The sequence below is a fragment of the Shinella sp. genome, from assembly GCF_049651085.1.
GTDB lineage: Bacteria > Pseudomonadota > Alphaproteobacteria > Rhizobiales > Rhizobiaceae > Shinella.
The window spans coordinates 74,795-97,927 of record NZ_JBASBL010000020.1 but is presented as its reverse complement, the minus strand read 5'-3'; the positions used below and the strand labels follow the sequence as shown (position 1 = coordinate 97,927).

Sequence of the window (23,133 nt, the reverse complement as noted above, 5' to 3'; positions counted from 1 at the left end):
ATGTCCCTGAACTACCGCCTTGCACCTGCAACGGCCACCGGTGAGGTATTGCGTACCGGGAAGCCGCAGGGCAAGGCCGGCAAGTCCGCTCAAACGGGCTCTGCCATCCTCGATTGGGTAATGCGTACGAGGCAGATCATGGCGATGAACGAGAACCTGTTCGATGTCCACTCCGACGAGCGCGAGGAAAAGCGCAGATCGCTGAAGGGCACGCTCCACCCGCTGCACGAGGCGGCAATGCGGATCGCGGACATCGGTCTTGGCCGTTCACGCAACAGGACGAAGGATCTCGTCGGCGCATTGCTTGCCCATGGCGCACGCGCCTGGCGCTCCGGTCAGCCGACCGCCGGGATCCATCTCCATGTCGGCGTCAGCGAGCGCCGTCACCCGGTGCGCCTGCGCCTGCGCCTTCGCTGAGGCGTGAAAGGGTTCAGAGCAGGCCGAGTTCGGCAAGCTCCCGGCGCAGCTCCAGCGGTAGATCCGCCGTCCCCTCGCCCATGTTCTTGAGATCGCGCGGCGCGTCTTCCTGCGACAGGTAGCGCCAGCCCTGAAAGGCGCGGCGGGGCTGGAATTCGGTCTCGATGACTTCCGGCCCGAGCACCAGTTCGCAGCGCGAAATCCCGTCGACATCCTTGAAGGTCTTGATGTCCAGCAATTGCTGGCGGGCCTGCACCTGCCCCTTGATGACCCAGTAGAGCGAGCCGCCGGCAAGCAGATCCTGATCGCGCTTGGGGACCATGCGGGTGATGTGGCTGGAATGCGGCTCCATACCCGCCGCCATCGCGATCAGCGAACGTTCGGACACCCATTCGCGCAGGTCATCGATCGAGTCCGCGCCGACACAGAGTTTGATGAGATGAAGGGCCATGGCTCTTTGAACGCTCTTGCGGCGGCCGGGTCAAGAGGCCGCCGCGTCGCACTCCACAGGCAACCGGACGGAAGCGTCAGCACTCCACCACGTTGACGGCAAGACCACCGGTCGAGGTTTCCTTGTATTTCTCGTTCATGTCGACGCCGGTCTGGCGCATCGTCTCGATACAGGCGTCGAGCGGCACAAAGTGCGTGCCGTCCCCCTTGAGCGCCAGCGAGGCGGCCGTGACCGCCTTTACCGCGCCAAGGGCATTGCGCTCGATGCAGGGCACCTGCACAAGGCCGGCAATCGGATCACAGGTCATGCCGAGATGGTGCTCGAGCGCGATTTCCGCGGCATTCTCCACCTGTTCAGGCGTGCCGCCCATCACGGCGGCAAGACCGGCAGCGGCCATGGCGGAGGCGGAGCCCACCTCGCCCTGACAGCCGACCTCCGCGCCGGAGATCGAGGCATTGTGCTTGATGATGCCGCCGACGGCCGCGGCCGTCAGCAGGTAGTCACGAATGCCGTCCTGGTCGGCATCCTCGTGGAAATGCAGGTAATAGCGGATCGTGGCGGGCACGACACCGGCGGCCCCGTTGGTCGGCGAGGTCACGACGCGGCCACCGGCGGCATTCTCCTCGTTGACGGCCATGGCGTAGACGGAGAGCCAGTCATTGGCCAGCAGCGGGTTCGCCTTGTTCGAGCGCCATTCCTCCTGAAGCTTGTCATGGATGGAGCGGGCACGGCGGCGGACCTTCAGCCCCCCCGGCATGATGCCCTCGTTCTTGAGGCCACGGTCGATGCAGCTCTTCATCGCGCCCCAGATGCGGTCGAGGCCGGCATCCAGCTCCTCGCGCGACATGGTCTCTTCTTCGTTGGCGCGCTTCATCTGGGCGATCGACATACCGGAGCGCGCCGCCATTTCGAGCATCTGCTTGGCCGAGCCGAAGGGGAACGGCACCTTCTTGTCGCTGGCGCGCGCCTTGCTGGCGCGCATCTGCTCGAGTTCCGTGTCGGTGACGACGAAACCGCCGCCGACGGAATAGTAGATGCGCTTCAGGAGAAGCCGGTCGTCACGGTCATGGGCGGTAAAGGTCATGCCGTTGGCATGGCCCGGCAGCGGGTTCTTCTTGTCGAAGACGAGATCGGTCTTCGGCTGGAATGCATATCCCGGATGGCCGGGCGGCGTAATGCGGCCGGTACGCTCCACCTCGCCGACGATCGCATCCATCCGGTCGGGATCGACCGAATCCGGCTTCTCGCCCATCAGACCGAGAATGACGGCGCGGTCGGAGCCGTGGCCGACGCCGGTATAGGCGAGCGAACCATGCAGGCTCATGCGGATGGCGACCACCTGCGCGCCTGTCGGACGCGGCCAGTCGGCGGAAAGGATCAGGTCCAGAAAGCGGTTCGCTGCCGACATCGGCCCCATCGTGTGGGAACTCGACGGCCCGATACCGATCTTGAAAACATCAAAAACCGAAAGAAACATTGCCCGGACTTCTCCCTTGCCTCAGCGGCGCTTTGCCCCGTGAAGCTACGTTATCATGACGCGCACCCATGGCGATCTGCCGACATAGGGTTTTACAAGCGCGACATTCCCCTCCCGCAGGCTATTAAAACAAAAACAGCGCGCCTGGGAGGGCGCGCTGCTAATGTAGTCATGATCGATGGCTCTTTTCAGATGCCGCCGAAGAGATAGGCGATAACCAGAACGGCGCCAAAACCGAGCACTGCGCGGGCCGTAACGCCCCAGCAGGATTTCTGAACGGTGCTTTCCATGATTTCCCCGATTGAAAGGATAGGATGCAGCAGCCGGGATCAGCGCTGCACAGCGCCCTGTTTAATGAAGAATTTGTGAAACTGCAATCACGAAAGATGGCGAAACCAAGGCATTGCGAGCATGGGAGCCCCGCGCCCAGCGCATGACATGTCGCAGAATCAGACAGTTGGGGGCAGATAGGCCCGCGCCGCCCTGCCGCCTTTTCGCCCAAGGTCTGAACGCGCCGGAAAGTTGCGCGACGCACCCATTGCAAAATGCGCAATCCATGGCAAAACGCTGTTCCATGAGCACACCGGACCTTTGCGCCCTCGCCATCTTCGTCACCCTGTGGATCGGGTATTCCTGGATCACCGACCGGGCGAAATTCTTCAATCGCATCAGCCTCACCCGGGCCATGAGTTCGCAGCGCGCCATCTGGATCCGCAATGCGATGCACCGGGACCTGCGCATGATCGATACGCAGATCATGGCGGGCCTGCAGAACGGAACGGCCTTCTTCGCCTCCACGTCGCTTCTTGCGCTCGGCAGCTGTTTCGCGCTCCTCGGTGCAACGGAACAGGTTTTTGCGATCTTCAGCGATCTGCCCTACTTCTTTCGTGGCAGCCGCGCCGGCTTCGAGTTGAAGGTCGGCGGCCTTGCCATCATCTTCGGCTACGCCTTCTTCAAGTTCGGCTGGTCCTACCGCCTCTTCAACTACTGCACGATCCTGCTTGGAGCGATGCCGATGAGCGGCGACATCCACAAGGACCCGGCCGGCGCCGATCTTGCCGCCGACAAGGTGATCCGCATGAACATTCTTGCGGCAAAGCATTTCAACAAGGGGCTACGCGCCATCTTCCTGTCGATCGGCTATCTCGGCTGGTTTGCCAGTCCCTACCTGTTCATCGTGACGACCATCGGCATCATCATCGTGCTCGTGCGCCGGCAATTCTATTCCGAAGCGCGCCTCGGCGTGCTGGAACGCCTCGACTGACATAACCACCCCAACGGCCACCTTTCGGCCATCCGCCCGGCGCAAGCTTGGCGTGTCATCCTCCCATGGACCAAAGCAATGCGGCGACCGAAAACCATGACGACCACGGTGATTGACGGGAATGCGCAAGGAGGTGACGGCACGACGCGCCGCATGCCGCGCATTCCACTGATCGACCAGGCCCGTGGCGTCGCGTTGATCGCGATGGCGATCTACCACTTCACCTGGGACCTTGGCTTTTTCGGCTATACCGACCCGCAAATGGCAACGACCGGCGGGTGGCGCATTTTTGCGCGGGTGATTGCCGGCAGCTTCCTGTTCCTTGTCGGCTTCAGCCTGGTGCTTGGCCATCAGCAGGGTTTTCGCCTGCGGCCGTTCCTCATGCGCTTCGGCAAGATCGCGCTTGCGGCGGCACTGATCACGGTTGCGACCTGGTTCGCCTTCCCCCAGACCTTCATCTTCTTCGGCATCCTGCACGCCATTGCCGCCGCAAGCCTTCTGGGCCTGCTCTTCGTCAGGCTGCCTGTCGCCGTCACCCTGCTTGCCGCCGCAGCCGCCGTCGCCGCACCGCTCTACCTGCGCGCGCCGATCTTCGATCATCCGGCCCTGTGGTGGGTCGGGCTATCCGTCAACGTTCCACGCTCGAATGACTATGTGCCGCTGCTTCCGTGGATGGCGCCGGTGCTGCTCGGCATCGCCCTTGCCCGTCTCTTTGTCGCCAGTTCCCTGCCGCAGCGGCTCGCCGGCGTGGGAACGAGCACGAAAAGCCGGTGGAAAAGCCTGCTGGAACAGGCCGGCCGCCACAGTCTCGCCATCTACCTTATCCATCAGCCTGTACTTATCGCGCTGGTCTACGGTTTTTCTCTCGTGGTTCCGGCGCCTGCCGCCGACCCTGCGGTGGACTATACCCGAAGCTGCATGCGGGCCTGCGAGGTCGAGCAGAACGCCGGCTTCTGCCAAAGTTTTTGCAAATGCACGCTCGACCGGCTGACGGAGCAGAACCTCTTCGCCGACCTGAACCGCGGCGCGATCGACGTAACGAAGGACGAGCGGATCGCCGCGCTCTCTTCGCAATGCACTGCCGACGCAGAAACGAGGACCGACCTCAAGGAGTAGGAATCATGAACGCCTATCGCATGAAACCACTCGCCTTTCCCTGGCCGCCGCTGATCTACAGCGCGGCCATCGCGGCGGCCATTCTGCTCCAGGCGTACTTTCCGCTCGCGGTGGCCGAAACGAACTTGTGGATCGCCCGGGCGGCCGGCGGTGGGCTGGTTCTTTCGGCGGTCATACTGGATGTCTGGGCGATGCGCACGCTGCTCGATTGCCATACGACAATCCTGCCGAACCGATGCTCCACGCATCTGGTGACCTCCGGTCCCTATCGCTTCACCCGCAATCCCATCTATCTCGGATACACGCTGGCGACCGCCGGCATTGGCCTTGCGATACTCAATCCATGGTGCATCGTGACGGCCATGCTGGCGGCAGGCATCACAAGCGTCATTGCGATCAAGCGCGAAGAACTGCACCTGCTCTCGCGGTTCGGCATCGATTTCGAGCGCTACTGCAACGGTACGACGCGCTGGATCTGACAGCGGCCGAAAGGCGGATCAGGTGCCGACGCCGATTTCGGCAAGGCGCGTGAGGCACGCTTCCTCGACATTGTCGAGTTCGGTAAGCGTCTCCTCGATGTCACGGCGCTTCTGACGCAGTTCGTCGCGCTTCTCGCTGACCTTCGCCATGAGCAATTCGAGCTGCCCGACTTCGCCCGGCGGATCCTTGTAGACTTTGATTATGTCGCGAATTTCGGCGATGGTGAAGCCGATGCGGCGGCCACGCAGGATCTCCTGGATCAGGCGGCGATCGGCGGGACGGAACAGACGCGTGCGGCCGCGGCGTTCGGGATGGATCAGCCCCTCGTCCTCGTAGAAGCGCAAGGTGCGGGTGGAAACCCCGAATTCGCGCGTCAGCTCGGTTATGGTATAAAACTTGTCCACGCCTGCTCCGATCATATCTGAACAGGCATTTTATTGACTTTTACGTATAAGTCAATTTTTCTCGTTTCCCAACGCAATTCCGGACGAAAAATCGCTGTGCGCTTTTGCCGGAATTTCCCTAGCGGATGGCGAACCACCATGTCGCAAGGCCGAGAAAGGCCGAGAAACCGACAATATCGGTGACGGCCGTCACGAAAACGCTGGAGGAAACGGCAGGGTCCGCCCCCGCCCGGTCGAGCAACATCGGAATCATGATGCCGGCAAGGGCCGCGGCGCACATGTTGATCAGCATGGCTGCGGCGATAACGCCGCCGATATTGACATCCTGGAACCACAGGCCCGCGACGGCGCCGATCATCAGGCCGAAGGCGATGCCGTGCAGGAGACCAACGCCCGCCTCGCGCCGGACGACGCGCCAGGCATTGTGAATGTCGAGATCGCGGGTGGCGAGCGCCCGCACGGTCACCGTCATCGTCTGCGAACCGGCATTGCCGCCCATGCCGGCGACAATCGGCATCAACACGGCAAGCGCCACGATGTCCTCGATCGTCGCCTCGAACATCGAGATGACGGAGGCGGCGATGAACGCGGTCAGGAGGTTGACGAGCAGCCACGGCGCGCGCGAACGGACCGTATCGATGGTGGTGTCCGACAGTTCTTCATCGCCCACACCACCAAGGCGCATCAGGTCTTCCTCGGCCTCCTCCTGGATGACGTCGACCACGTCGTCGATGGTGAGCACCCCGACGAGACGGCCGTTCTCATCCACGACGGCGGCGGAGAGCAGGTCATATTGCTCGAAGAGCTGGGCCGCCTCTTCCTGGTCCATCTCGGCCGGAATCGGATGGTTCGTCTCACGCATGATCGCTTCGATCTTCGTGCCGCGCGCCATACGCAGGATGCGGTCGAGATCGATGGCGCCGAGCAGGCGAAACGTGGGGTCGATCACGAAAATCTGGGAAAAGCTCTCCGGCAGGTCGGCGTCTTCACGCAGATAGTCGATCGTCTGCCCTACCGTCCAGAACGGCGGCACGGCAACGAACTCGGTCTGCATGCGCCGGCCAGCCGTGCTTTCCGGATAATCGAGCGAACGACGCAGACGGATCCGCTCGGTGAACGGCAGCTTGGAGAGGATTTCTTCCTGGTCCTCCTGGTCGAGGTCTTCCAGGATGTAGACGGCATCGTCCGAATCCATCTCGCCGAGGGCCGCGGCAATCTGCTCGTTCGGCAGGTGCTCGACGATGTCGAGGCGGATCGCCTCATCGACCTCGGTCAACGCCGCGAGGTCGAAGTCCGCTCCGAGCAGCGAAACCAGCTGGCGGCGCTGCTCCGGCTGGATGGCTTCAAGCAGGTCGCCCATTTCCGATTCGTGCAACCGCGCGACGTGGCGGCGCAAAAACAGCAGGTCCCGGTCGGCGATCGCCGCGCCGACATGCATGAGGAAATCCGAGCGGATCGAGCCGTCCTCGGCGTAAATGTCCTCAGCCTCGAAGGTATTTTGCTCTGGTTGCCCCTGATGGATACGGTCGTCGTCGCCGGTGTCTTCCATCGGGCCGCTCCTTGTATCGGGTTCGTCCGGCCCAATAGCATGGCAGGGCAGAAACGACAGGGATTGCATAGAGGTTTGTCGCGACGCCGCCTCGCCGGAGGCGTCGCTTTTCAAGGTGCTAAAGCAAACAGCGCGGCCGGTCCATTGCCGAAAGCGGCAAAAAACGGCCCGAAATAAAAATTTCGCAATCTGTTGCGGTTTCATGAAAAACACATGGTTGACGACGCCGCAGGAAGGCCGGGATTTTCCCTTTGCCGGAAACAGGCTAGGGAGGGCGAGTTCAATCAAAGCCCGGAGAAACCATGGCGATCCTTCCTATCGTCCGCTATCCCGACCAGCGCCTGCGCATGCCCTGCGAGCCGGTCACGGCCTTCGATGCGCGCCTGAAGGAAATGGCGGACGATCTGGCCGCCACCATGCGCGCCGCGCCCGGCATCGGCATCACGGCCGCCCATGTAGGGATTCTCGAACAGGTGACGGTCATCGAGCTCGACGGGCCGCTTTCACAGCGCGTCTATGTGAACCCGGTGATAGAGTGGCTTTCGCCGGAGCTGCAACGCCACACGGAGGGCAGCGTCTCCATGCCGGGCGTGACGGACGAAGTGGAGCGCCCTGCCCGCATCCGACTCACCTATCAGGACCTTGCCGGCGCGACCCACACGGATGAAGCGGACGGCCTCCTCGCCGTCTGCCTGCAGCATGAAGTCGACCAGCTCGGCGGAATTTTCTGGATCGACCGCCTGTCGCGCCTGAAACGCGAGCGCATCGTCAAGAAATTCCGCAAGATGGGCGAGCAATAGACAGCAGGGAAAAAGCCGGGGTGGTCGACCATGAACCGACCCGGCGTAGCCCTTGACGGGTTTGATTCAGCCGGAATCAAAAAGACCCGCCTTTCGGCGGGTCTTTTTTGGTGCGGTCGAGAAGACTCGAACTTCCACGGGTTGCCCCACAGCGACCTCAACGCTGCGCGTCTACCAATTCCGCCACGACCGCATCGTGGTAGGCGTCGTCTTGCGGCGACGAAGGTGCATGTAGCAAAAGGTTTTCGGACACACAAGGCGGTGTGACAAGAAAAGTGAGGGAAAGTGAAACAATTTCAACAGCCCCTTCGCAAAGGCGCGGAAACCTCTGAAATCCTTGCATGATCGCCCCCATATCTGGCACAACGAACCAAAAAGGACGGCCATCATGCAGCGTCAGGACATCTCCGCATCCCTTTTTGCGATTCCCGGCTCACCGCCGGTGCGCTGGCGCGTCGCGCCCGACCTCGTTCCCTATGACATCGCTGTCCAGACCATGGAAAACGAAGCCGCAGCCATCGCCAATGGCGAGGCCGACGAGCTTGTCTGGCTGGTCGAACACCCGCCGCTCTACACGGCGGGCACGAGTGCCGACGCAGCCGACCTGGTGGCGCCGGATCGATTCCCGGTGTTTTCCACAGGCCGCGGCGGCGAATACACCTATCACGGCCCCGGCCAGCGCGTGGTCTACGTGATGCTCGACCTGAAACGCCGCCGGCAGGACGTTCGCGCCTTCGTGGCGGCGCTCGAGGCGGTGGTGATCGACGCACTTGATTCCATGAACATCCGCGGAGAGCGGCGCGAGGATCGTGTCGGTGTCTGGGTGCGCAGGCCCGAGCGCCCGGCGCTGCCGGACGGCTCGCCCGCCGAGGACAAGATCGCCGCCATCGGCATCCGCCTGCGTCGCTGGGTGAGTTTCCACGGCTTTTCGCTCAACATCGATCCCGACCTCGAGCATTTTTCCGGCATCGTGCCCTGCGGCATCCGTGGCTACGGGGTGACGAGCCTCGTCGATCTCGGTCTGCCCGTCATGATGAGCGATGCGGATGTCCGCATCCGCGATTCGTTCGAGCGCGTCTTCGGCCCGACGATCTCCGACGCAGACTGTCAGCCGAAAAGCCAGTCACAGGCATAGATGATCGCTGACCCGTGCAGCACGATTGCGGCGTAGAGACCGAAGCCGGCCAGCAGCCGCTGCGGCGCAGTCATCGGATCGAGCGCCCGCCTTGGCTTCACCCCACCAGCCCCGATGAGGCTCAGCACGGTGAAGACGGCAAGCCCGGCGACCAGAAGCATCAAGGGCAGCCCGATCCGCCAGCCGACCCAGAGGATCGTCAGCGTCACGAGGAAACTTGCGACAACAAGGCCGCGCCGGGTGGAAAAGACCTGCCGCAGCACCTGTCCGCCATCGAACCGGTGCATGGGCAGGAGGTTCAGCAGATTGAACGCACCGACGATCAGGAGGAAGACGAGCAGTACGGCGCTGGCCGCCTTGCCGAAGACGTCATGCAGTCCAATGAGGGGCGGCACGAGAAAGGCCGACATGCCGGCCCCCATCAGGGCGCAAACCGCCACCTCGAAGCGGGAATTGTAAGGTCGTCCGCCGATGGCGATGCCGCCGAGCAACGGCACGAAAATCATGCGTGTCCGCCGGTGCCCGAAAGCACGGTAGGCGGCCATATGGCCGAACTCGTGCAGCACGATCACCACTGTCAACAGGCTGGACAGCAGAAGTCCCTGAGAATTGAGCCCGAAGAACGGCCAGAGCAACAGTGTGGAAAGCGCGGCAAGCCCCGTCTGCATCAACGGATGCTCCAGAACGCCCCTCACCTCGCCCTTTCCCGTCATCAGCCACCGGTCTAGCGCCTTCATCTCCCGGCGAAGCTGGACGTAGCGAAACAGCATGAAGGCGATTCCGCGGTAGCGGTCGGTCTGCTCCACGGTCAGCACGGTGCCGCCCGGAACCGGCCTAAGGAAGCGCCGCTCCACATAGTTTTTCCAGAAGGACGCATCGAGCGCGCTGTCTTCGATCACCCGCGTCTCGCAGGCGATGCCCTCGGCGTCCAGTGACTCGCTCACCCGCAGTGTCCGCGTAATCGGATCGCCACGCCGGTCGGGATAGGAAAAGGTTTGCCTGACATGATCGAGCGACAACCGCTCGCTGGAGAGCACCGACGGGTGCCAGTCAGCCTCCGCGCCGAGCGGGCTGACAAGCGCGGCGATGCGGCTCGGTGAAGCATGAAAGACGCGGGTGAGCTGTAGGGTGCGGCGGCCGACGGGCGCGGCAATCAGCAACCAGATCAGGCCGATATTGATCGCCAGAAGCAGGGTCACCGAAAATGTTGTCGACATGCCGTTCTCCCTCGCCCTCATGGCGAGCAAGGATCACGCTAGCGGCAACTTCCTAACAAACGTTAAGAACAATCCGTCAGGCGAATTCCATGATGACCGCATCGACGGCGAGGCTCTCGCCCGGCTTGGCACGCACCGCGCCGACGGTGAGGTCACGCTCGGCGCGCAGCACGTTCTCCATCTTCATCGCCTCTACGACGGCAAGTATATCGCCCGCCTTCACCTCCTGCCCCTCGCTGACGGCAATCGACACGACGAGTCCCGGCATCGGGCAGAGCAGCATTTTCGAGGTATCGGGCGGCAGCTTTACCGGCATCAGCGCGTCGAGTTCGGCAAGGCGCGGCGTAAACACCCGCGTGCGCACGGAAAGCCCCTGCCAGTCGATGCGCATGCCGTTCGGGAACGGCCGAAGTTGTGCCGTCACGCCGCGTCCGTCGATGACACCGCGCCAGACCGCTTCGCCGGGCTGCCAGCCGCTCTCCACCGCGTCCCCGCTCGACACCGCATGATACTCGTCGCCGATCTTCACCACCCAGTCCTCGCGCTGCCGGGAGACGGGGCGCAGCCGGTCGATATGGTCAGCGCGGCGCGCGGCATCGACAAGGTGGGTCGAGAGGGCAACACGGGCGAGGATCGCAGCCTCCTCTGCGCTCGGCGCCATGGGCGCAAAGCCGTCCGGATATTCTTCGGCGATGAAGCCGGTGGAAAGGCGTCCTTCCCGCCAGCGCGGATGGCGCATCAGGGCGGCGAGAAACGGAACGTTGTGCTCGATGCCATCGACGGTAAAGCCATCCAGCGCATCACTCATGGCGTCGATCGCCTCAAGCCGCGTCGGAGCCCAGGTGCAGAGCTTCGCCACCATCGGATCGTAATACATCGAAATCTCGGCGCCCTCATAGACGCCGGTATCGTTGCGCACGATCGCCGCGCCACTTACGCCTTCGGCCGGCGGCCGATAGCGTGTGAGCCGGCCGATGGACGGCAGGAAATTGCGGTACGGGTCCTCCGCATAGAGCCGGCTTTCCACCGCCCAGCCGTTCAGCTTGATATCCGCCTGCTTCAGCGTCAGTTTCTCGCCTGCCGCCACGCGGATCATCTGCTCGACAAGATCGATGCCGGTGACGAGTTCCGTGACCGGATGCTCCACCTGAAGACGCGTGTTCATTTCGAGGAAATAGAACTTGCGGTCGCGGTCAACGATGAATTCCACCGTTCCGGCGCTCTGGTATTCGACAGCCGCGGCGAGCGCCACGGATTGCTCGCCCATAGCCTTGCGCGTCGCCTCGTCGAGGAAGGGCGACGGCGCTTCCTCGACGACCTTCTGGTTTCGCCGCTGGATGGAGCATTCGCGCTCGCCGAGATAGAGCGCCGTGCCATGCGCATCTGCCAGGACCTGGATTTCGATATGGCGCGGATCGACGATATATTTCTCGATGAAGACGCGCTCGTCGCCGAAGGAGCTTTTTGCCTCGGAGCGGGCACGCTCGAAACCGTCGCGTACCTCGCCCTGATCCCAGGCGATGCGCATGCCCTTGCCGCCGCCGCCGGCGGACGCCTTGATCATCACCGGATAGCCGATTTCACCGGCAATGCGCTCGGCATGGACCGCATCCTCGATGACACCGAGATACCCCGGAACGGTCGAGACCTTCGCGGCATTGGCGAATTTCTTAGATTCGATCTTGTCGCCCATGGCGCGGATCGCCCTCGGCTTGGGGCCGATGAAGACGATGCCTTCCGCCTCCAGCGCCTCGCAGAAGCTTGCCCGCTCGGAAAGGAAGCCGTAGCCGGGGTGCACGGCCTCTGCGCCCGTCGCCTTGCAGGCGGCGATGATCTTTTCGGCGACGAGATAGCTCTCCGCCGCCGCCGCCGGGCCGATATGCACGGCCTCGTCCGCCATCTCGACATGCAGCGCATCCCGGTCGGCGTCGGAATAGACCGCGACTGTCGCAATGCCCATCCTTCGTGCCGTCTTGATCACGCGGCAGGCAATCTCGCCGCGATTGGCAATCAGGATCTTCTTGAACATGCTTTCCTCCCGGCATTTCATGTCAGGAGTTGTAGCCACAAACAGCCCGCCCGTTCAACGGCGCGAGACGAGCAATTCGCCCTTTGAAGCAGGCACTTTAGTCGAAGGCGATATCGGCCGATGCCTTGCGGGTTTTGTGCTCGCGCCAGATGATGAAGAGACCGGAGGCGACGATGATCGCAATGCCGAGCCATTTAGAGGGCGTCGGAAAATCGCCGAAGATCGCATAGCCGAGCACCGTCGCCGAGATGATCTCGAAATACTGGAAGGGAGCCAGCAGCGAGAGCGGCGCCATGCGGAAGGCACGCACGACCAGAATGTGGGCATAACCGGAAAGCGCGCCGAGGATGACCAGCAACATCAGCGTGAAGACAGAGGACGGCAGCGACGGGGCAAAATCGGCAATACCGGCAGAATCGCCGAGGAACAGCGCGACCCCCATGAAGATCGTGCCGCCGAAACCGGCAATGGTCTGCATGGTCAGCGGCGAATCGGCATCGCCAATGGCGCGGTTCATGAAGAGATAGATCGAATAGAGAAAGGCGCAGGCGACCGGCAGCAGCGCCGTCCAGCCGAACAGCACGAAGCTTGGCTGGATGACGATCAGCGCGCCGCCGAAGCCGACCATGATGGCGAGCCAGCGCCGCCAGCCGACCTTCTCGCCGAGAAAGGCGGCCGACATGGCGGTCAGGATGAAAGGCTCTACGAAATAGATGGCGAAGACGTCGGCAAGCGGCATGTATTTCACCGCCGCGAAGAACAGCAGGCTCGCCGCGCCGTGGATGGCGCCGCGCAACAGGTTCAACCAGGGTCGTTTCGGGTGGAGCGTCGCGCTGCCGGCCGCGGTGAAGATCAGCGGGACCGTGCAGACGAGCTGGAAGAAGAAGCGGTAGAACGTCACCTGCCCCGGCGACATGCCGGCGAATGTCGCCATGTATTTGGCGATCGCATCCATGCAGGGCAGCATCAGCATGGCGACGGCCATCAGCGCCACGCCCTGCATCGTGTTGCCGCCGGCCTGGTCGGTGGTGCTGGCCTTCACGTTCATGGCAGTTCTCCTCGCTCGCTCCTGCATAGTTCATTTGCGCCGGCGAGCAATGCGGTAAATCCTGCTGTTACAGGCGGCGGCGCAAAGCGGCGCAATTGAGGTAGAAGGCTATCCCCGATTGCCTGTAAACTTGCTTGAGAAGACAATGGAGGCCGTGATGACCTTTCCCGGCGAAAGCAACACCATCCCCTTCCCTTCGGGCCGCGCCGATGGCGACACGCTCGGCGGCCGCATCTGGCGGGCTCGCGACGCGCTGGGCCTGTCTCTCGAAGAACTCGCCTCCCGCATCGGCCTGCCGGAGGAAACGGTGAGCGGCTGGGAACGGGACCATGCGGAACCCGACACCAAGGCGCTCTTCATGTTGGCTGGCGTGCTTTCGGTTTCACCGTCCTGGTTGATTGCCGGCATCGGCGAGGCCCCGGCGGAGCCGGCGAGCGACGAACTGCTCCATCCATTGCTGCGCCAGTTGCAGGAAGTCCACCAGCTACACGACCAGACAGGCAAGGCGATCGCCGCGCTCGAAGCCGAGATCGCCAAATTGATCAGAAAAGATCAAGGCTGACATTTTTCCATTCCCACACTTGAGACCCTCGGCAGGCTCTGCAATGGTCGAGCCGAAATAGAATCCGCATAGGAGACAAGAAATGGACGTACGCGCCGCCGTTGCCGTTCAGGCCGGAAAACCGCTTGAAATCATGACCGTACAGCTCGAAGGCCCGCGCGCCGGCGAAGTGCTGGTGGAGGTGAAGGCAACGGGCATCTGCCATACGGACGAGTTCACGCTGTCGGGCGCCGACCCCGAAGGCATCTTCCCGGCCATTCTCGGCCATGAGGGCGCCGGCATCGTCGTCGATGTCGGCCCGGGCGTCACCTCGCTCAAGAAGGGCGACCACGTCATCCCGCTCTACACGCCGGAATGCCGCGAGTGCTATTCCTGTCTTTCGCGCAAGACGAACCTGTGCACCTCGATCCGCGCCACGCAGGGCCAGGGCCTGATGCCCGACGGCACCTCGCGCTTCTCGATCGGCAAGGACAAGATCTTCCACTATATGGGCTGCTCGACCTTCGCGAACTACACGGTGCTGCCGGAGATCGCGCTGGCCAAGGTCAACCCGGACGCCCCCTTCGACAAAATCTGCTACATCGGCTGCGGCGTGACGACCGGCATCGGCGCCGTCATCAACACAGCGAAGGTGGAAGTCGGCTCGACGGCCATCGTCTTCGGTCTCGGCGGCATCGGGCTCAACGTGCTGCAGGGCCTGCGTCTTGCCGGGGCCGATATGATCATCGGCGTCGACATCAACAATGACCGCAAGGCCTGGGGCGAAAAATTCGGCATGACGCACTTCGTCAACCCGAAGGAAGTCGGCGACGACATCGTGCCCTACCTCGTCAACATGACGAAGCGCAACGGCGACACGATCGGCGGGGCGGACTACACCTTCGACTGCACGGGCAATACGAAGGTGATGCGCCAGGCGCTGGAATCCTCGCATCGCGGCTGGGGCAAATCCGTCATCATCGGCGTTGCCGGTGCGGGGCAGGAAATCTCCACCCGCCCGTTCCAGCTCGTCACCGGCCGCAACTGGATGGGCACCGCCTTCGGCGGCGCACGCGGCCGCACGGACGTGCCGAAAATCGTCGAGTGGTACATGGAAGGCAAGATCCAGATCGACCCGATGATCACCCACACCATGCCGCTGGAAGACATCAACAAGGGCTTCGACCTGATGCATGCCGGCGAAAGCATCCGCTCGGTCGTCATCTATTGATAACGGCGCCTGCCTATAGCGTCGACGTGCGGAGGATGGAGACATTCTCCGCCGTCGAACTTTATGCGCTGCTGAAGCTGCGGGTGGACGTCTTCATCGTCGAGCAGGCCTGCGCCTATCCCGAGCTGGACGGCAAGGATGCGGAAGCGCTTCACCTGCGGCTGCTGATCGATGGCGACACCGCAGCCTATGCCCGGCTGTGGCGGCCGGAAAATGCGCCGCCACGCATCACTCGCGTCCTCGTTTCACCCGCCCATCGCGGCAAACGGCTCGGCGAGGCCCTCATGCAGGAGGCGATCCGGACCTGTGAGGCGCATTTCCCCGGCTCGCAGATCGCGCTCTCCGCACAAAGCCATCTGGAACGCTTTTACCGGTCGCTTGGCTTTTCGCCGACGTCGGAGGAATATGTCGAAGACGGAATTCCGCATATCGACATGCTCCGCCCATCACCAACGCCATTGCCCCAGGGGCAGCCATGAGCATAGCAAGCAGGCCGGGAATGCAAGTGAAACGTATGATTGCCGCAACGATCGTTTCAGCCACCGCACTGGCACCCTCCCTCGCGCTGGCGGGCCCGGAAGGCACCTATGCCATGACCGGCACCAACCCCGGCGACAAGAGCGCCTATGACGGCGTTATCGAGGTGCGGAAGACCGGCGAGACCTATGCCGTCACCTGGCGCTTCGGCGCGGACGAAACCAAAGGCATAGGCACGCTCGCAAGGGGCTCGGACAAGACGCTCGCGGTGAGCTACGATGCCGGCCAGAGCCACGGAATCGCGCTCTTCGAACTTCAGGGCGACGGATCCTGGTCCGGCGTCTGGTCGAGCATGGGCGGCGAGACGCTCGGAACGGAAATCTGGCGCCCGCAAAGCGGCGACACAACGATGCGCGACGGCACGGCGGGCTCGATGCCCGCAAGCGCCTCCACCCCGGACGGCCAGGGCGCCGCACGCCACCAATGAGCCGGGAGAGAGCATACGCATGACCAACACCCTGCCCACCATTTTCGTCGATGCGGATGCCTGCCCGGTCAAGCCTGAAATCCTGAAGGTCGCCGAGCGCCATGGCCTGCCGGTCACCTTTGTCGCCAATTCGGGCCTGCGCCCGTCGCGCGACCCCATGATCCGCAACGTCATCGTTTCCGGCGCCTTCGATGCCGCGGACAACTGGATCATTGACAATGTCGGCGAAGGCGACATCGTGATCACCGCCGACGTGCCGCTTGCCGGGCGAACGGTCGCCAAGGGCGCGCATGTCACCGGACCGACCGGCCAGCTCTTCGACCAGACGAATATCGGCATGGCAAGCGCCATGCGCGATCTCGGCGCGCACCTGCGCGAGACCGGCGAAAGCAAGGGCTATAATGCCGCCTTCTCGCCGCGCGACCGCTCGGCGTTCCTCGAAACGCTCGACCGTCTCTGCCGCCGGGCCAAGAATGCGCGGTCAGCACCATGACAGCCAGACCGGGGCACAGGATCTATGGTCGTCATGTCCCCTTCTATGCCGGCCTTGGCGCAGCCGCAGTGGCCCTTGCTGCCGCGCTCTGGCTGAAGCCGGATTTTGCCATCGCCGTCTCGGCCGTCGCCTTCTTCTTCTGCTACCTGTTGCTGTCGGCCAGGCGCCTGCCGCACCTGACGGCCGCCTATCTCGAACAGTATGCGACCGATACCGACGAGCCGGTGACGATCATCTTCGGCGTGACCTTTGCGGCCGTCGCCGTTTCGACCGGATCACTCTTCATCGTGCTCAATCGGCCTGACGCGACAAGCCTCGAATTCTTGCTCGCCTTTGCGTCCGTCGCCCTCGGCTGGTTCACCATCCACACCATGGCGGCCCTGCACTACGCCCATCTCTACTGGCGGCCGGCGAGCACGGAAACGCACCTTGCGGCTGGAAAAAGCCTCGATTTCCCCGGCAAGGCTCCGCCCGGCGCCTACGATTTCCTCTATTTCGCCTTCGTGATCGGCATGACCGCACAGACCTCGGATGTCGCGATCACCGCCACGGCGATGCGCAAGGTCAACCTGCTGCATGCTGTGGTTTCCTTCTTCTTCAACACGGTGCTGGTCGCTGCCGCGGTCAATGCGGCAGTTTCGCTCGCATCCTGAGATCAATCGGAGTTTTGCAATGAAAGTGCTATCCCAGAACACCGCCTTCGGCGGCATGCAGGGTGTGTTCTCCCACGAATCCGAAGCCTGCAAATGCGACATGACCTTCGCCGTCTTCGTGCCGCCGCAGGCGACGCGCGAACCGCGCCCGGTGCTTTGGTATCTGTCGGGCCTCACCTGCTCGCATGCCAATGTGATGGAAAAGGGCGAATACCGCCGCATGGCTGCCGAACTCGGCCTCATTATCGTCTGCCCGGACGTCAGCCCGCGCGGCGACGACGTACCGGACGAACTGACCAACTGGCAGATGGGCAAGGGCGCCGGCTTCTATCTCGACGCCACCGAGCAGCCCTGGGCCGAGAACTTCCAGATGTACAGCTATGTCACGGAAGAGCTGCCGAATTTCCTGAGCCAGCACTTCCGCATGGATATGAGCCGGCAGGGTATTTTCGGCCATTCGATGGGCGGCCACGGCGCGATGACGATTGCGCTCAAGCACCCGGACCGTTTCAAGAGCTGCTCGGCCTTCGCCCCCATCGTCGAGCCCTCCACCGCCGACTGGTCCGCCCCCGCCTTTGAAAAATATCTCGGCGCAGACAAGGCGACATGGCGTGAATACGATGCCTGCGCGCTCGTTGCCGATGGCGCGCGTTTCCCGGAATTCCTGATCGACCAGGGCAAGGCGGACGGCTTCCTCGACAACGGCCTGCGTCCCTGGCTCTTCGAGGAGGCGATCAAGGACACGGATATCAAGCTCACGCTGCGCATGCACGAGCGCTACGATCATTCCTACTACTTCATCTCGACCTTCATGGACGATCACCTGAAGTGGCACGCCGAGCGCCTCGGCTGAGAAGCGGGATATGGCGAGGGTGTACACCGGCATCCTCGCCCGAAATCCGTCGCCTAGATCCTGCGAACCCGGCGATTGTCGAGCGCGAAAGCACCCGGCCCCGCGACCGTCAGGTAGAGGAAGACGAATGAGAAGAGGATCGCGGCATCGCCGCGATTGTTGACAGGGAAGAAGCTTTGCGGAGCATGCGCCATGAAATAGGCGACCGCCATGAAGCCGCAAAGCACGAAGGCCACCGGCCGCGTGAACAGACCCAGCAGGATCAGTAGCCCGCCGACCACCTCCAGCACGCCCGCTACGCCGATCAGGTTCGCAAGATCGCCGAACGGCTGCCCGGCGGGCGGAAAATTGAAAAATTTCTGCGTGCCGTGCTCGATGAAAAGCAGCGCCGCCATGATGCGAAGCACGGCGAGCGCCTGCGGCCGATAGGCGGACAACCGGTCAGCCATGCCAGCCCTCCCTTCCGTCCTGATCAGAGGGGAATGTTATCGTGCTTCTTCCAGGGATTTTCCAGATCCTTGTTGCGTAGCAAGCGTAGCGCCCGGGCGATGCGCTTGCGCGTCGAATGCGGCATGATCACCTCGTCGATATAGCCGCGCTCCGCTGCCACGAAGGGCGAAAGGAAACGGTCTTCATACATCTTCGTGTGCTTGGCGATCTTTTCCGGATCGGTGATGTCCTTGCGGAAGATGATCTCGACCGCACCCTTGGCGCCCATTACGGCAATCTGCGCCGTCGGCCAGGCATAATTGAAGTCGCCGCGCAGGTGCTTTGACGCCATCACGTCATAGGCGCCGCCATAGGCCTTGCGCGTGATCAGCGTCACCTTCGGCACGGTCGCCTCGGCAAAGGCGAAAAGCAGCTTGGCGCCATGCTTGATGAGGCCACCATATTCCTGGCTGGTGCCCGGCAGAAAACCCGGTACGTCGACGAAAGTGACGACGGGGATGCTGAAGCAGTCGCAGAAGCGCACGAAGCGGGCCGCCTTGCGGCTGGCATCCGAATCGAGCACGCCGGCCAGCACCATCGGCTGGTTGGCGACAAAGCCGACCGTCGCGCCTTCGATGCGGCCGAAGCCGCAGACGATGTTCCTTGCAAAACTCTCCTGGATTTCGAAGAAATCCCCCTCGTCGACGGTCTTGAGGATCAGTTCCTTGATATCATAGGGCTTGTTGGCATTGGCCGGCACGAGCGTGTCGAGCGACGGATCGATCTCGTCCACCGACTGGAAGCACTCGATCTCCGGAACGGGCGAAGTATTCGACTGAGGCAGAAAATCGACAAGGCGGCGGACCTGCAGGAGCGCATCCACGTCGTTGTCGTAAGCGCCGTCGGCAATGGAGGATTTCGTGGTGTGGACGGACGCGCCGCCGAGTTCCTCGGCCGTCACCGTCTCGTTCGTCACCGTCTTGACCACATCCGGGCCGGTCACGAACATGTAGGACGTATCGCGCACCATGAAGATGAAGTCGGTCATGGCGGGCGAATAGACGTCGCCGCCGGCGCAAGGCCCCATGATCACCGAAATCTGCGGGATGACGCCGGAGGCAAGCACGTTGCGCTGGAAAACTTCGGCATAGCCGCCGAGCGCGGCGACGCCCTCCTGGATGCGCGCGCCGCCAGCATCGTAAAGGCCGACGATCGGCGCTCGGTTCTTGAGCGCCATGTCCTGGACCTTCATGATCTTCTGGGCATGGGTTTCGGACAGCGAGCCACCGAAGACGGTGAAATCCTTGGCGAAGACAAAGACCGTGCGACCGTTGACCGTGCCCCAGCCCGTAACGACGCCATCGCCGGCGATCTTCGTTTTCTCCATGCCGAAATCCGTCGAGCGATGCTCGACGAACATGTCGAACTCCTCGAACGAACCCTCGTCCAGAAACACCTCGATGCGTTCGCGGGCTGTCAGCTTGCCGCGCTGGTGCTGCGCATCAATTCGTGTCTGACCGCCGCCCATGCGGGCGCGCTCGCGCCGGACTTCGAGTTCGTGGAGAATTTCCTTCATGGTCCCTCGGCTCCTCCCGTTTCGACAACGGCTTAGCATGCGGAACCGGGAGCTTGAAGGGGACCTTCCTACATAGAAGGTCGTAGAGGCTTATGAACCGTCAGCGCAGGATGTCGGCAAGCACGGTAGCGGCGACATCCAGTTCCGCGCGCCGCAGCTCGCGGCGGTGGAATGCTTCCTCGTCCGTACCCCAATGCTCGATCTGCCAGTCCTCGTCGACATGGGCCAGCGACCAGACCTTGTCGGCGTCGATCACGCCTTCGGCGAGCGCCAGGCCGAGAAGCGCCGATCCGGTGAGCGTCGTCACCGTATGCAGGCAGGTCAGCACGATCGGATCGCGGTATGCCGACAGCGCGGCAGAAAAAGCCTCGATGGCCAGCGCCGGCTGCTCCTGGTGCATGACACCCTCAACGAGAATGAAGCGCGCGCCCTTGGCATCGGCAGCCCAACGGATGACCGGATCCCAGCCATCGCGCTGGCGCGCGACGAGGCCCTCCGGCGAATCCGCGCGGTAGCAGAGCATGTCGGTGCCGGAAAAACGCACGATCTCATCGAAGACCGCATCGAGATTGTCGGTAACGCCATCGATGGCCGTGTTGACGAGGCGCGTCACCGGCATTCTCGCCGGATCGATTTCCTCGCTCTGCCCGTCCCACTCGGCCTTCAGTCGATCGGCGATCGGCTGCACCGGCACGGCGAGCAGCTTCTTGCCGGGCGTGCGCACGGGGCGGCCGTCGAGCAGGATGCGAAAACCGTCCTCAGTCCTGTCTATCGAGACGTCCTTGTAGAAACGCTTCGGCAATGGCCGCTTCATCTGGATCTGCGCGCGGCGCACCGGATCGGGATCGCTCATCGCGTCGGAAAGGTCACTCAGAATGTCACGCATCGGAAATCTCCAGCCAGTCGAGAAGGTCGGCGGGCGTGCGCAGGATGTGATCCGCGCCCGCCTCGACCAGTTCGGGCACCGAGGCATAGCCCCAGGAAACGCCGATCGCCTTCGCGCCGGCCGCTTTCGCCATCTGCATATCGTAGATCGCATCGCCGATGACAACCGTCTGCCCCGCATCGATGCCCGCTTCGCTGCAGCATTCCGTCACCATGGCCGGGTGCGGCTTGGACGGGCAGTCGTCGGCAGTACGCGAGACGAAGAACGTCTTGTCGAAACCGTGCGCCGCACGGATGAGATCGAGACCGCGGCGTGATTTTCCGGTCACCGCGCCGAGGATCAGGTCATCCTCCCGTTCAAGCCGCGCCATCATGGCGTCAATGCCGGGGAAAAGCGGTTCCTGAAAACCCGGTTCGGCGCGCACGCCGGTATAGGTTGCCTTGTAATGCGCCGTCATAGCCAGCGCTTCGTCGTCGACATGCGCCTTGCCCTGCATGCGGGCGATCGCGATGTCGAGCGTCAGGCCGATGATCGCCTTGGTCTCGGCAATATCCGGTCGCGCATGGCCGAAATCGACGAAGGTGCGCGCCATGACCTCATGAATCAGCTTCGCGCTGTCGACCAGCGTGCCGTCGCAATCGAAAAGAACCAGACGCATCAGTCTTCCTCGTCCCCCGCGGTCTGGTCGAAGCCGAACAGGTTCCAGGTCTGCACCATGTGCGGCGGCAGCGGCGCGGTCACGCGCAGGCGCCCGCCATTGGGATGCGGAATATCGATGCGTCGGGCGTGAAGATGCAGCCTGTTCTGCACGCCGCCCGGGAACGACCAGTTGCTGTCGGCCTCGAAATATTTGGGATCGCCGAGAATCGGGTGGCCGATATGGGCGGCGTGGACGCGAAGCTGGTGCGTGCGGCCGGTATAGGGCTCCATCTCCAGCCAGGCGTAGGTCTGCGCGGCCTGCTCGATGATCCTGTAGAAGGAAACGGCGTGATCGGCGCCATCCTCGCCATGCTTGGCGATGCGCATGCGGTCGCCGTCAGGCGTCTGTTCCTTGACGAGCCAGGTCGAGATCTTGTCCTCGCGCTTCTTCGGCACACCCATCACCAGCGACCAGTAGGTCTTCTTGGTGTCGCGCTCACGGAAGGCGGCGGTCAGCTTCTGCGCTGCGCCACGGGTGCGGGCGATGACGAGCACGCCCGACGTGTCGCGGTCGAGGCGATGCACGAGGCGCGGCTTCTCGCCCTTCTGGCTCGTCCAGGCTTCCAGCATCTGGTCGATATGACGGGTGACGCCCGAGCCGCCCTGCACCGCGATGCCGGCCGGCTTGTTGAGCACGATGACCTTGTCGTCCTCATGCAGCAGCATGCGGGAGAGCAATTCGCCATCCGGGGAATGCTTGAGGTCGCGGCCGGCGATGGGGCCGGTCTTGACGGCCTTCTCGTCGATATCCATCGGCGGAATGCGGATCGTCTGGCCGGGCTGGACGCGCGTATCGCTCTTGGCGCGGCCGCCATCGACGCGGACCTGCCCGGAGCGCAGCAATTTCTGGAGCGGGCCGAAGCCAAGCCCCGGATAGTGGACCTTGAACCACCGGTCGAGGCGCATGCCCGCCTCGTCGTTGTCCACCTGCCTGTGTTCGATGCCTGCCATCTTCGCCTTCTTTCGTTGCGCCGTGCTTTAGCGCAAGAACAGCCGAAGGGGAACAGGCCTTAGAATGCGCGGAAGGTCAGCGTCGTCAGCGAACGCACGATGCCCGGGATGGAGGCGACGTGGTCGTTGATGAATTTGCCGATGTCCTCTTCGCTCTCGACATAGATCTTCAAGAGCAGGTCGTACTCACCGCTGGTCGAGTAGAGCTCCGAAATGAGTTCCGTAGCGTAAAGCGCATCGGCAACTTCGTAAGTCTTGCCCGGAGCACATTGCAATTGCACGAAAATCGGCTTCATCGGTCCTCCCGCGCCATTGGCGGCATGCTGATCGTTGTGGCGCAATCCGGCGGCGCATATCCGCTGGAAATGCCCGGCCCGCTCGATTCCGGCGGCCTTTGTCATCTCTTATGGCGGAATTCGCCGGGCAAAGGCAAGGCCGCCCGAAGATCGCACAGACCGTTAAAATTCAAT

General features: G+C 62.9%; 26 protein-coding genes and 1 tRNA gene. 13 read left to right on the top strand and 14 right to left on the bottom strand.

What is annotated here, in order from left to right; genetic code table 11:
- Positions 1-138: 138 nt before the first annotated feature.
- The gene (locus WA950_RS11930; RefSeq protein ID WP_424552044.1) at positions 139-417 is read left to right on the top strand and encodes a hypothetical protein; all 279 of its coding nucleotides are present in this window, start codon (positions 139-141) and stop codon (positions 415-417) included.
- Positions 418-430: 13 nt separating this feature from the next.
- Here the strand turns inward: WA950_RS11930 and WA950_RS11925 are convergent, their stop codons facing one another.
- Entirely contained in the window at positions 431-868 is a 438-nt protein-coding gene (locus WA950_RS11925; protein ID WP_424551916.1) for a DUF1489 family protein, read from the bottom strand.
- 76 nt (positions 869-944) lie between these two features.
- Complete coding sequence (locus WA950_RS11920; RefSeq protein WP_424551915.1) at positions 945-2,345, bottom strand: L-serine ammonia-lyase; 1,401 nt, start codon at positions 2,343-2,345, stop codon at positions 945-947.
- A 574-nt stretch (positions 2,346-2,919) separates the two neighbouring features.
- Between WA950_RS11920 and WA950_RS11915 the strand changes: the two genes are divergently transcribed.
- The 3 genes from WA950_RS11915 (at position 2,920) to WA950_RS11905 (ending at position 5,204) form a co-directional block, all read left to right on the top strand.
- Positions 2,920-3,609, top strand: a complete 690-nt coding sequence (locus WA950_RS11915) for a DUF599 domain-containing protein (RefSeq protein ID WP_424551914.1) — start codon at positions 2,920-2,922, stop codon at positions 3,607-3,609.
- Positions 3,610-3,762: 153 nt separating this feature from the next.
- Entirely contained in the window at positions 3,763-4,725 is a 963-nt protein-coding gene (locus WA950_RS11910) for a heparan-alpha-glucosaminide N-acetyltransferase (RefSeq protein ID WP_424552043.1), read from the top strand.
- A gap of 5 nt (positions 4,726-4,730) precedes the next feature.
- Positions 4,731-5,204: a methyltransferase family protein gene (locus WA950_RS11905; RefSeq protein WP_424551913.1), complete on the top strand. Its 474-nt coding sequence runs from the start codon at positions 4,731-4,733 to the stop codon at positions 5,202-5,204.
- A gap of 18 nt (positions 5,205-5,222) precedes the next feature.
- Here the strand turns inward: WA950_RS11905 and WA950_RS11900 are convergent, their stop codons facing one another.
- Positions 5,223-5,609 (bottom strand): MerR family transcriptional regulator, encoded by a 387-nt coding sequence (locus WA950_RS11900; RefSeq protein WP_424551912.1) that lies wholly within the window; start codon positions 5,607-5,609, stop codon positions 5,223-5,225.
- Positions 5,610-5,727: 118 nt separating this feature from the next.
- Positions 5,728-7,158 (bottom strand): magnesium transporter, encoded by a 1,431-nt coding sequence (mgtE, locus tag WA950_RS11895; protein WP_424551911.1) that lies wholly within the window; start codon positions 7,156-7,158, stop codon positions 5,728-5,730.
- Positions 7,159-7,460: 302 nt separating this feature from the next.
- Between mgtE and WA950_RS11890 the strand changes: the two genes are divergently transcribed.
- Positions 7,461-7,958 carry a peptide deformylase gene (locus WA950_RS11890; RefSeq protein WP_424551910.1) on the top strand — a complete coding sequence of 166 codons (498 nt, stop codon included), beginning with the start codon at positions 7,461-7,463 and terminating at the stop codon, positions 7,956-7,958.
- 108 nt (positions 7,959-8,066) lie between these two features.
- On the opposite strand, the gene WA950_RS11885 is transcribed toward WA950_RS11890, so the two are convergent.
- A tRNA-Leu gene (locus WA950_RS11885) sits at positions 8,067-8,151 on the bottom strand.
- Positions 8,152-8,346: 195 nt separating this feature from the next.
- Between WA950_RS11885 and lipB the strand changes: the two genes are divergently transcribed.
- Positions 8,347-9,093: a lipoyl(octanoyl) transferase LipB gene (gene lipB, locus WA950_RS11880; protein WP_424551909.1), complete on the top strand. Its 747-nt coding sequence runs from the start codon at positions 8,347-8,349 to the stop codon at positions 9,091-9,093.
- Here lipB and WA950_RS11875 read toward each other — a convergent pair.
- The 3 genes from WA950_RS11875 to WA950_RS11865 form a co-directional block, all read right to left on the bottom strand.
- A complete protein-coding gene (locus tag WA950_RS11875; protein WP_424551908.1) occupies positions 9,066-10,310 on the bottom strand; it encodes a hypothetical protein in 1,245 nt (414 codons plus the stop codon). The genes lipB and WA950_RS11875 overlap by 28 nt on opposite strands.
- Before the next feature lie 76 nt (positions 10,311-10,386).
- Positions 10,387-12,339, bottom strand: coding sequence for an acetyl-CoA carboxylase biotin carboxylase subunit (locus WA950_RS11870; protein WP_424551907.1), 1,953 nt, complete (start codon positions 12,337-12,339; stop codon positions 10,387-10,389).
- Between the two features lie 97 nt (positions 12,340-12,436).
- Positions 12,437-13,387 (bottom strand): DMT family transporter, encoded by a 951-nt coding sequence (locus WA950_RS11865; RefSeq protein WP_424551906.1) that lies wholly within the window; start codon positions 13,385-13,387, stop codon positions 12,437-12,439.
- A gap of 157 nt (positions 13,388-13,544) precedes the next feature.
- Here WA950_RS11865 and WA950_RS11860 point away from each other — a divergent pair, with 157 nt between their 5' ends.
- The 7 genes from WA950_RS11860 (at position 13,545) to fghA (ending at position 18,122) form a co-directional block, all read left to right on the top strand.
- Positions 13,545-13,949, top strand: coding sequence for a helix-turn-helix domain-containing protein (locus WA950_RS11860; protein ID WP_424551905.1), 405 nt, complete (start codon positions 13,545-13,547; stop codon positions 13,947-13,949).
- An 82-nt stretch (positions 13,950-14,031) separates the two neighbouring features.
- On the top strand, positions 14,032-15,159 hold the full coding sequence (locus tag WA950_RS11855) for an S-(hydroxymethyl)glutathione dehydrogenase/class III alcohol dehydrogenase (protein WP_424551904.1): 1,128 nt from the start codon (positions 14,032-14,034) through the stop codon (positions 15,157-15,159).
- Positions 15,159-15,638 (top strand): GNAT family N-acetyltransferase, encoded by a 480-nt coding sequence (locus tag WA950_RS11850; protein WP_424552042.1) that lies wholly within the window; start codon positions 15,159-15,161, stop codon positions 15,636-15,638. Before WA950_RS11855 ends, WA950_RS11850 begins: the two co-directional genes overlap by 1 nt.
- Before the next feature lie 20 nt (positions 15,639-15,658).
- A complete protein-coding gene (locus tag WA950_RS11845) occupies positions 15,659-16,123 on the top strand; it encodes a hypothetical protein (RefSeq protein ID WP_424551903.1) in 465 nt (154 codons plus the stop codon).
- Positions 16,124-16,142: 19 nt separating this feature from the next.
- Positions 16,143-16,616 carry a YaiI/YqxD family protein gene (locus WA950_RS11840; RefSeq protein ID WP_424551902.1) on the top strand — a complete coding sequence of 158 codons (474 nt, stop codon included), beginning with the start codon at positions 16,143-16,145 and terminating at the stop codon, positions 16,614-16,616.
- Entirely contained in the window at positions 16,613-17,269 is a 657-nt protein-coding gene (locus tag WA950_RS11835; RefSeq protein WP_424551901.1) for a DUF1345 domain-containing protein, read from the top strand. The genes WA950_RS11840 and WA950_RS11835 overlap by 4 nt, the downstream gene beginning before the upstream one ends.
- Positions 17,270-17,288: 19 nt before the next feature.
- The gene (gene fghA, locus WA950_RS11830; RefSeq protein ID WP_424551900.1) at positions 17,289-18,122 is read left to right on the top strand and encodes an S-formylglutathione hydrolase; all 834 of its coding nucleotides are present in this window, start codon (positions 17,289-17,291) and stop codon (positions 18,120-18,122) included.
- A 53-nt stretch (positions 18,123-18,175) separates the two neighbouring features.
- On the opposite strand, the gene WA950_RS11825 is transcribed toward fghA, so the two are convergent.
- From WA950_RS11825 to WA950_RS11800, 6 genes are all read right to left on the bottom strand, one after another.
- Entirely contained in the window at positions 18,176-18,571 is a 396-nt protein-coding gene (locus tag WA950_RS11825) for a DoxX family protein (protein WP_424551899.1), read from the bottom strand.
- 23 nt (positions 18,572-18,594) lie between these two features.
- On the bottom strand, positions 18,595-20,127 hold the full coding sequence (locus WA950_RS11820; protein WP_424551898.1) for an acyl-CoA carboxylase subunit beta: 1,533 nt from the start codon (positions 20,125-20,127) through the stop codon (positions 18,595-18,597).
- Between the two features lie 100 nt (positions 20,128-20,227).
- Positions 20,228-21,013 (bottom strand): ATP12 family chaperone protein, encoded by a 786-nt coding sequence (locus WA950_RS11815; RefSeq protein WP_424551897.1) that lies wholly within the window; start codon positions 21,011-21,013, stop codon positions 20,228-20,230.
- Complete coding sequence (locus WA950_RS11810) at positions 21,006-21,671, bottom strand: HAD-IA family hydrolase (RefSeq protein WP_424551896.1); 666 nt, start codon at positions 21,669-21,671, stop codon at positions 21,006-21,008. The genes WA950_RS11815 and WA950_RS11810 overlap by 8 nt, the downstream gene beginning before the upstream one ends.
- On the bottom strand, positions 21,671-22,663 hold the full coding sequence (locus tag WA950_RS11805; RefSeq protein WP_424551895.1) for an RluA family pseudouridine synthase: 993 nt from the start codon (positions 22,661-22,663) through the stop codon (positions 21,671-21,673). The genes WA950_RS11810 and WA950_RS11805 overlap by 1 nt, the downstream gene beginning before the upstream one ends.
- Positions 22,664-22,722: 59 nt before the next feature.
- Complete coding sequence (locus WA950_RS11800; protein ID WP_306034956.1) at positions 22,723-22,959, bottom strand: Lrp/AsnC ligand binding domain-containing protein; 237 nt, start codon at positions 22,957-22,959, stop codon at positions 22,723-22,725.
- Positions 22,960-23,133: the final 174 nt, after the last annotated feature.

Bases quoted from the DNA above. Each gene is read 5' to 3' on its own strand.
- WA950_RS11845 (WP_424551903.1), top strand. From the start codon at position 15,659: ATGCAAGTGAAACGTATGATTGCCGCAACGATCGTTTCAGCCACCGCA.
- WA950_RS11875 (WP_424551908.1), bottom strand. From the start codon at position 10,310: ATGTCGACAACATTTTCGGTGACCCTGCTTCTGGCGATCAATATCGGC.
- WA950_RS11825 (WP_424551899.1), bottom strand. From the start codon at position 18,571: ATGGCTGACCGGTTGTCCGCCTATCGGCCGCAGGCGCTCGCCGTGCTT.
- WA950_RS11910 (WP_424552043.1), top strand. From the start codon at position 3,763: ATGCCGCGCATTCCACTGATCGACCAGGCCCGTGGCGTCGCGTTGATC.
- WA950_RS11810 (WP_424551896.1), bottom strand. From the start codon at position 21,671: ATGCGTCTGGTTCTTTTCGATTGCGACGGCACGCTGGTCGACAGCGCG.
- WA950_RS11840 (WP_424551902.1), top strand. From the start codon at position 16,143: ATGACCAACACCCTGCCCACCATTTTCGTCGATGCGGATGCCTGCCCG.
- mgtE (WP_424551911.1), bottom strand. From the start codon at position 7,158: ATGGAAGACACCGGCGACGACGACCGTATCCATCAGGGGCAACCAGAG.
- WA950_RS11855 (WP_424551904.1), top strand. From the start codon at position 14,032: ATGGACGTACGCGCCGCCGTTGCCGTTCAGGCCGGAAAACCGCTTGAA.
- WA950_RS11930 (WP_424552044.1), top strand. From the start codon at position 139: ATGGCGATGAACGAGAACCTGTTCGATGTCCACTCCGACGAGCGCGAG.
- WA950_RS11805 (WP_424551895.1), bottom strand. From the start codon at position 22,663: ATGGCAGGCATCGAACACAGGCAGGTGGACAACGACGAGGCGGGCATG.
- WA950_RS11865 (WP_424551906.1), bottom strand. From the start codon at position 13,387: ATGAACGTGAAGGCCAGCACCACCGACCAGGCCGGCGGCAACACGATG.
- lipB (WP_424551909.1), top strand. From the start codon at position 8,347: ATGCAGCGTCAGGACATCTCCGCATCCCTTTTTGCGATTCCCGGCTCA.
- WA950_RS11815 (WP_424551897.1), bottom strand. From the start codon at position 21,013: ATGCGTGACATTCTGAGTGACCTTTCCGACGCGATGAGCGATCCCGAT.
- WA950_RS11820 (WP_424551898.1), bottom strand. From the start codon at position 20,127: ATGAAGGAAATTCTCCACGAACTCGAAGTCCGGCGCGAGCGCGCCCGC.
- fghA (WP_424551900.1), top strand. From the start codon at position 17,289: ATGAAAGTGCTATCCCAGAACACCGCCTTCGGCGGCATGCAGGGTGTG.
- WA950_RS11800 (WP_306034956.1), bottom strand. From the start codon at position 22,959: ATGAAGCCGATTTTCGTGCAATTGCAATGTGCTCCGGGCAAGACTTAC.
- WA950_RS11870 (WP_424551907.1), bottom strand. From the start codon at position 12,339: ATGTTCAAGAAGATCCTGATTGCCAATCGCGGCGAGATTGCCTGCCGC.
- WA950_RS11920 (WP_424551915.1), bottom strand. From the start codon at position 2,345: ATGTTTCTTTCGGTTTTTGATGTTTTCAAGATCGGTATCGGGCCGTCG.
- WA950_RS11835 (WP_424551901.1), top strand. From the start codon at position 16,613: ATGACAGCCAGACCGGGGCACAGGATCTATGGTCGTCATGTCCCCTTC.
- WA950_RS11915 (WP_424551914.1), top strand. From the start codon at position 2,920: ATGAGCACACCGGACCTTTGCGCCCTCGCCATCTTCGTCACCCTGTGG.
- WA950_RS11905 (WP_424551913.1), top strand. From the start codon at position 4,731: ATGAACGCCTATCGCATGAAACCACTCGCCTTTCCCTGGCCGCCGCTG.
- WA950_RS11860 (WP_424551905.1), top strand. From the start codon at position 13,545: ATGACCTTTCCCGGCGAAAGCAACACCATCCCCTTCCCTTCGGGCCGC.
- WA950_RS11925 (WP_424551916.1), bottom strand. From the start codon at position 868: ATGGCCCTTCATCTCATCAAACTCTGTGTCGGCGCGGACTCGATCGAT.
- WA950_RS11890 (WP_424551910.1), top strand. From the start codon at position 7,461: ATGGCGATCCTTCCTATCGTCCGCTATCCCGACCAGCGCCTGCGCATG.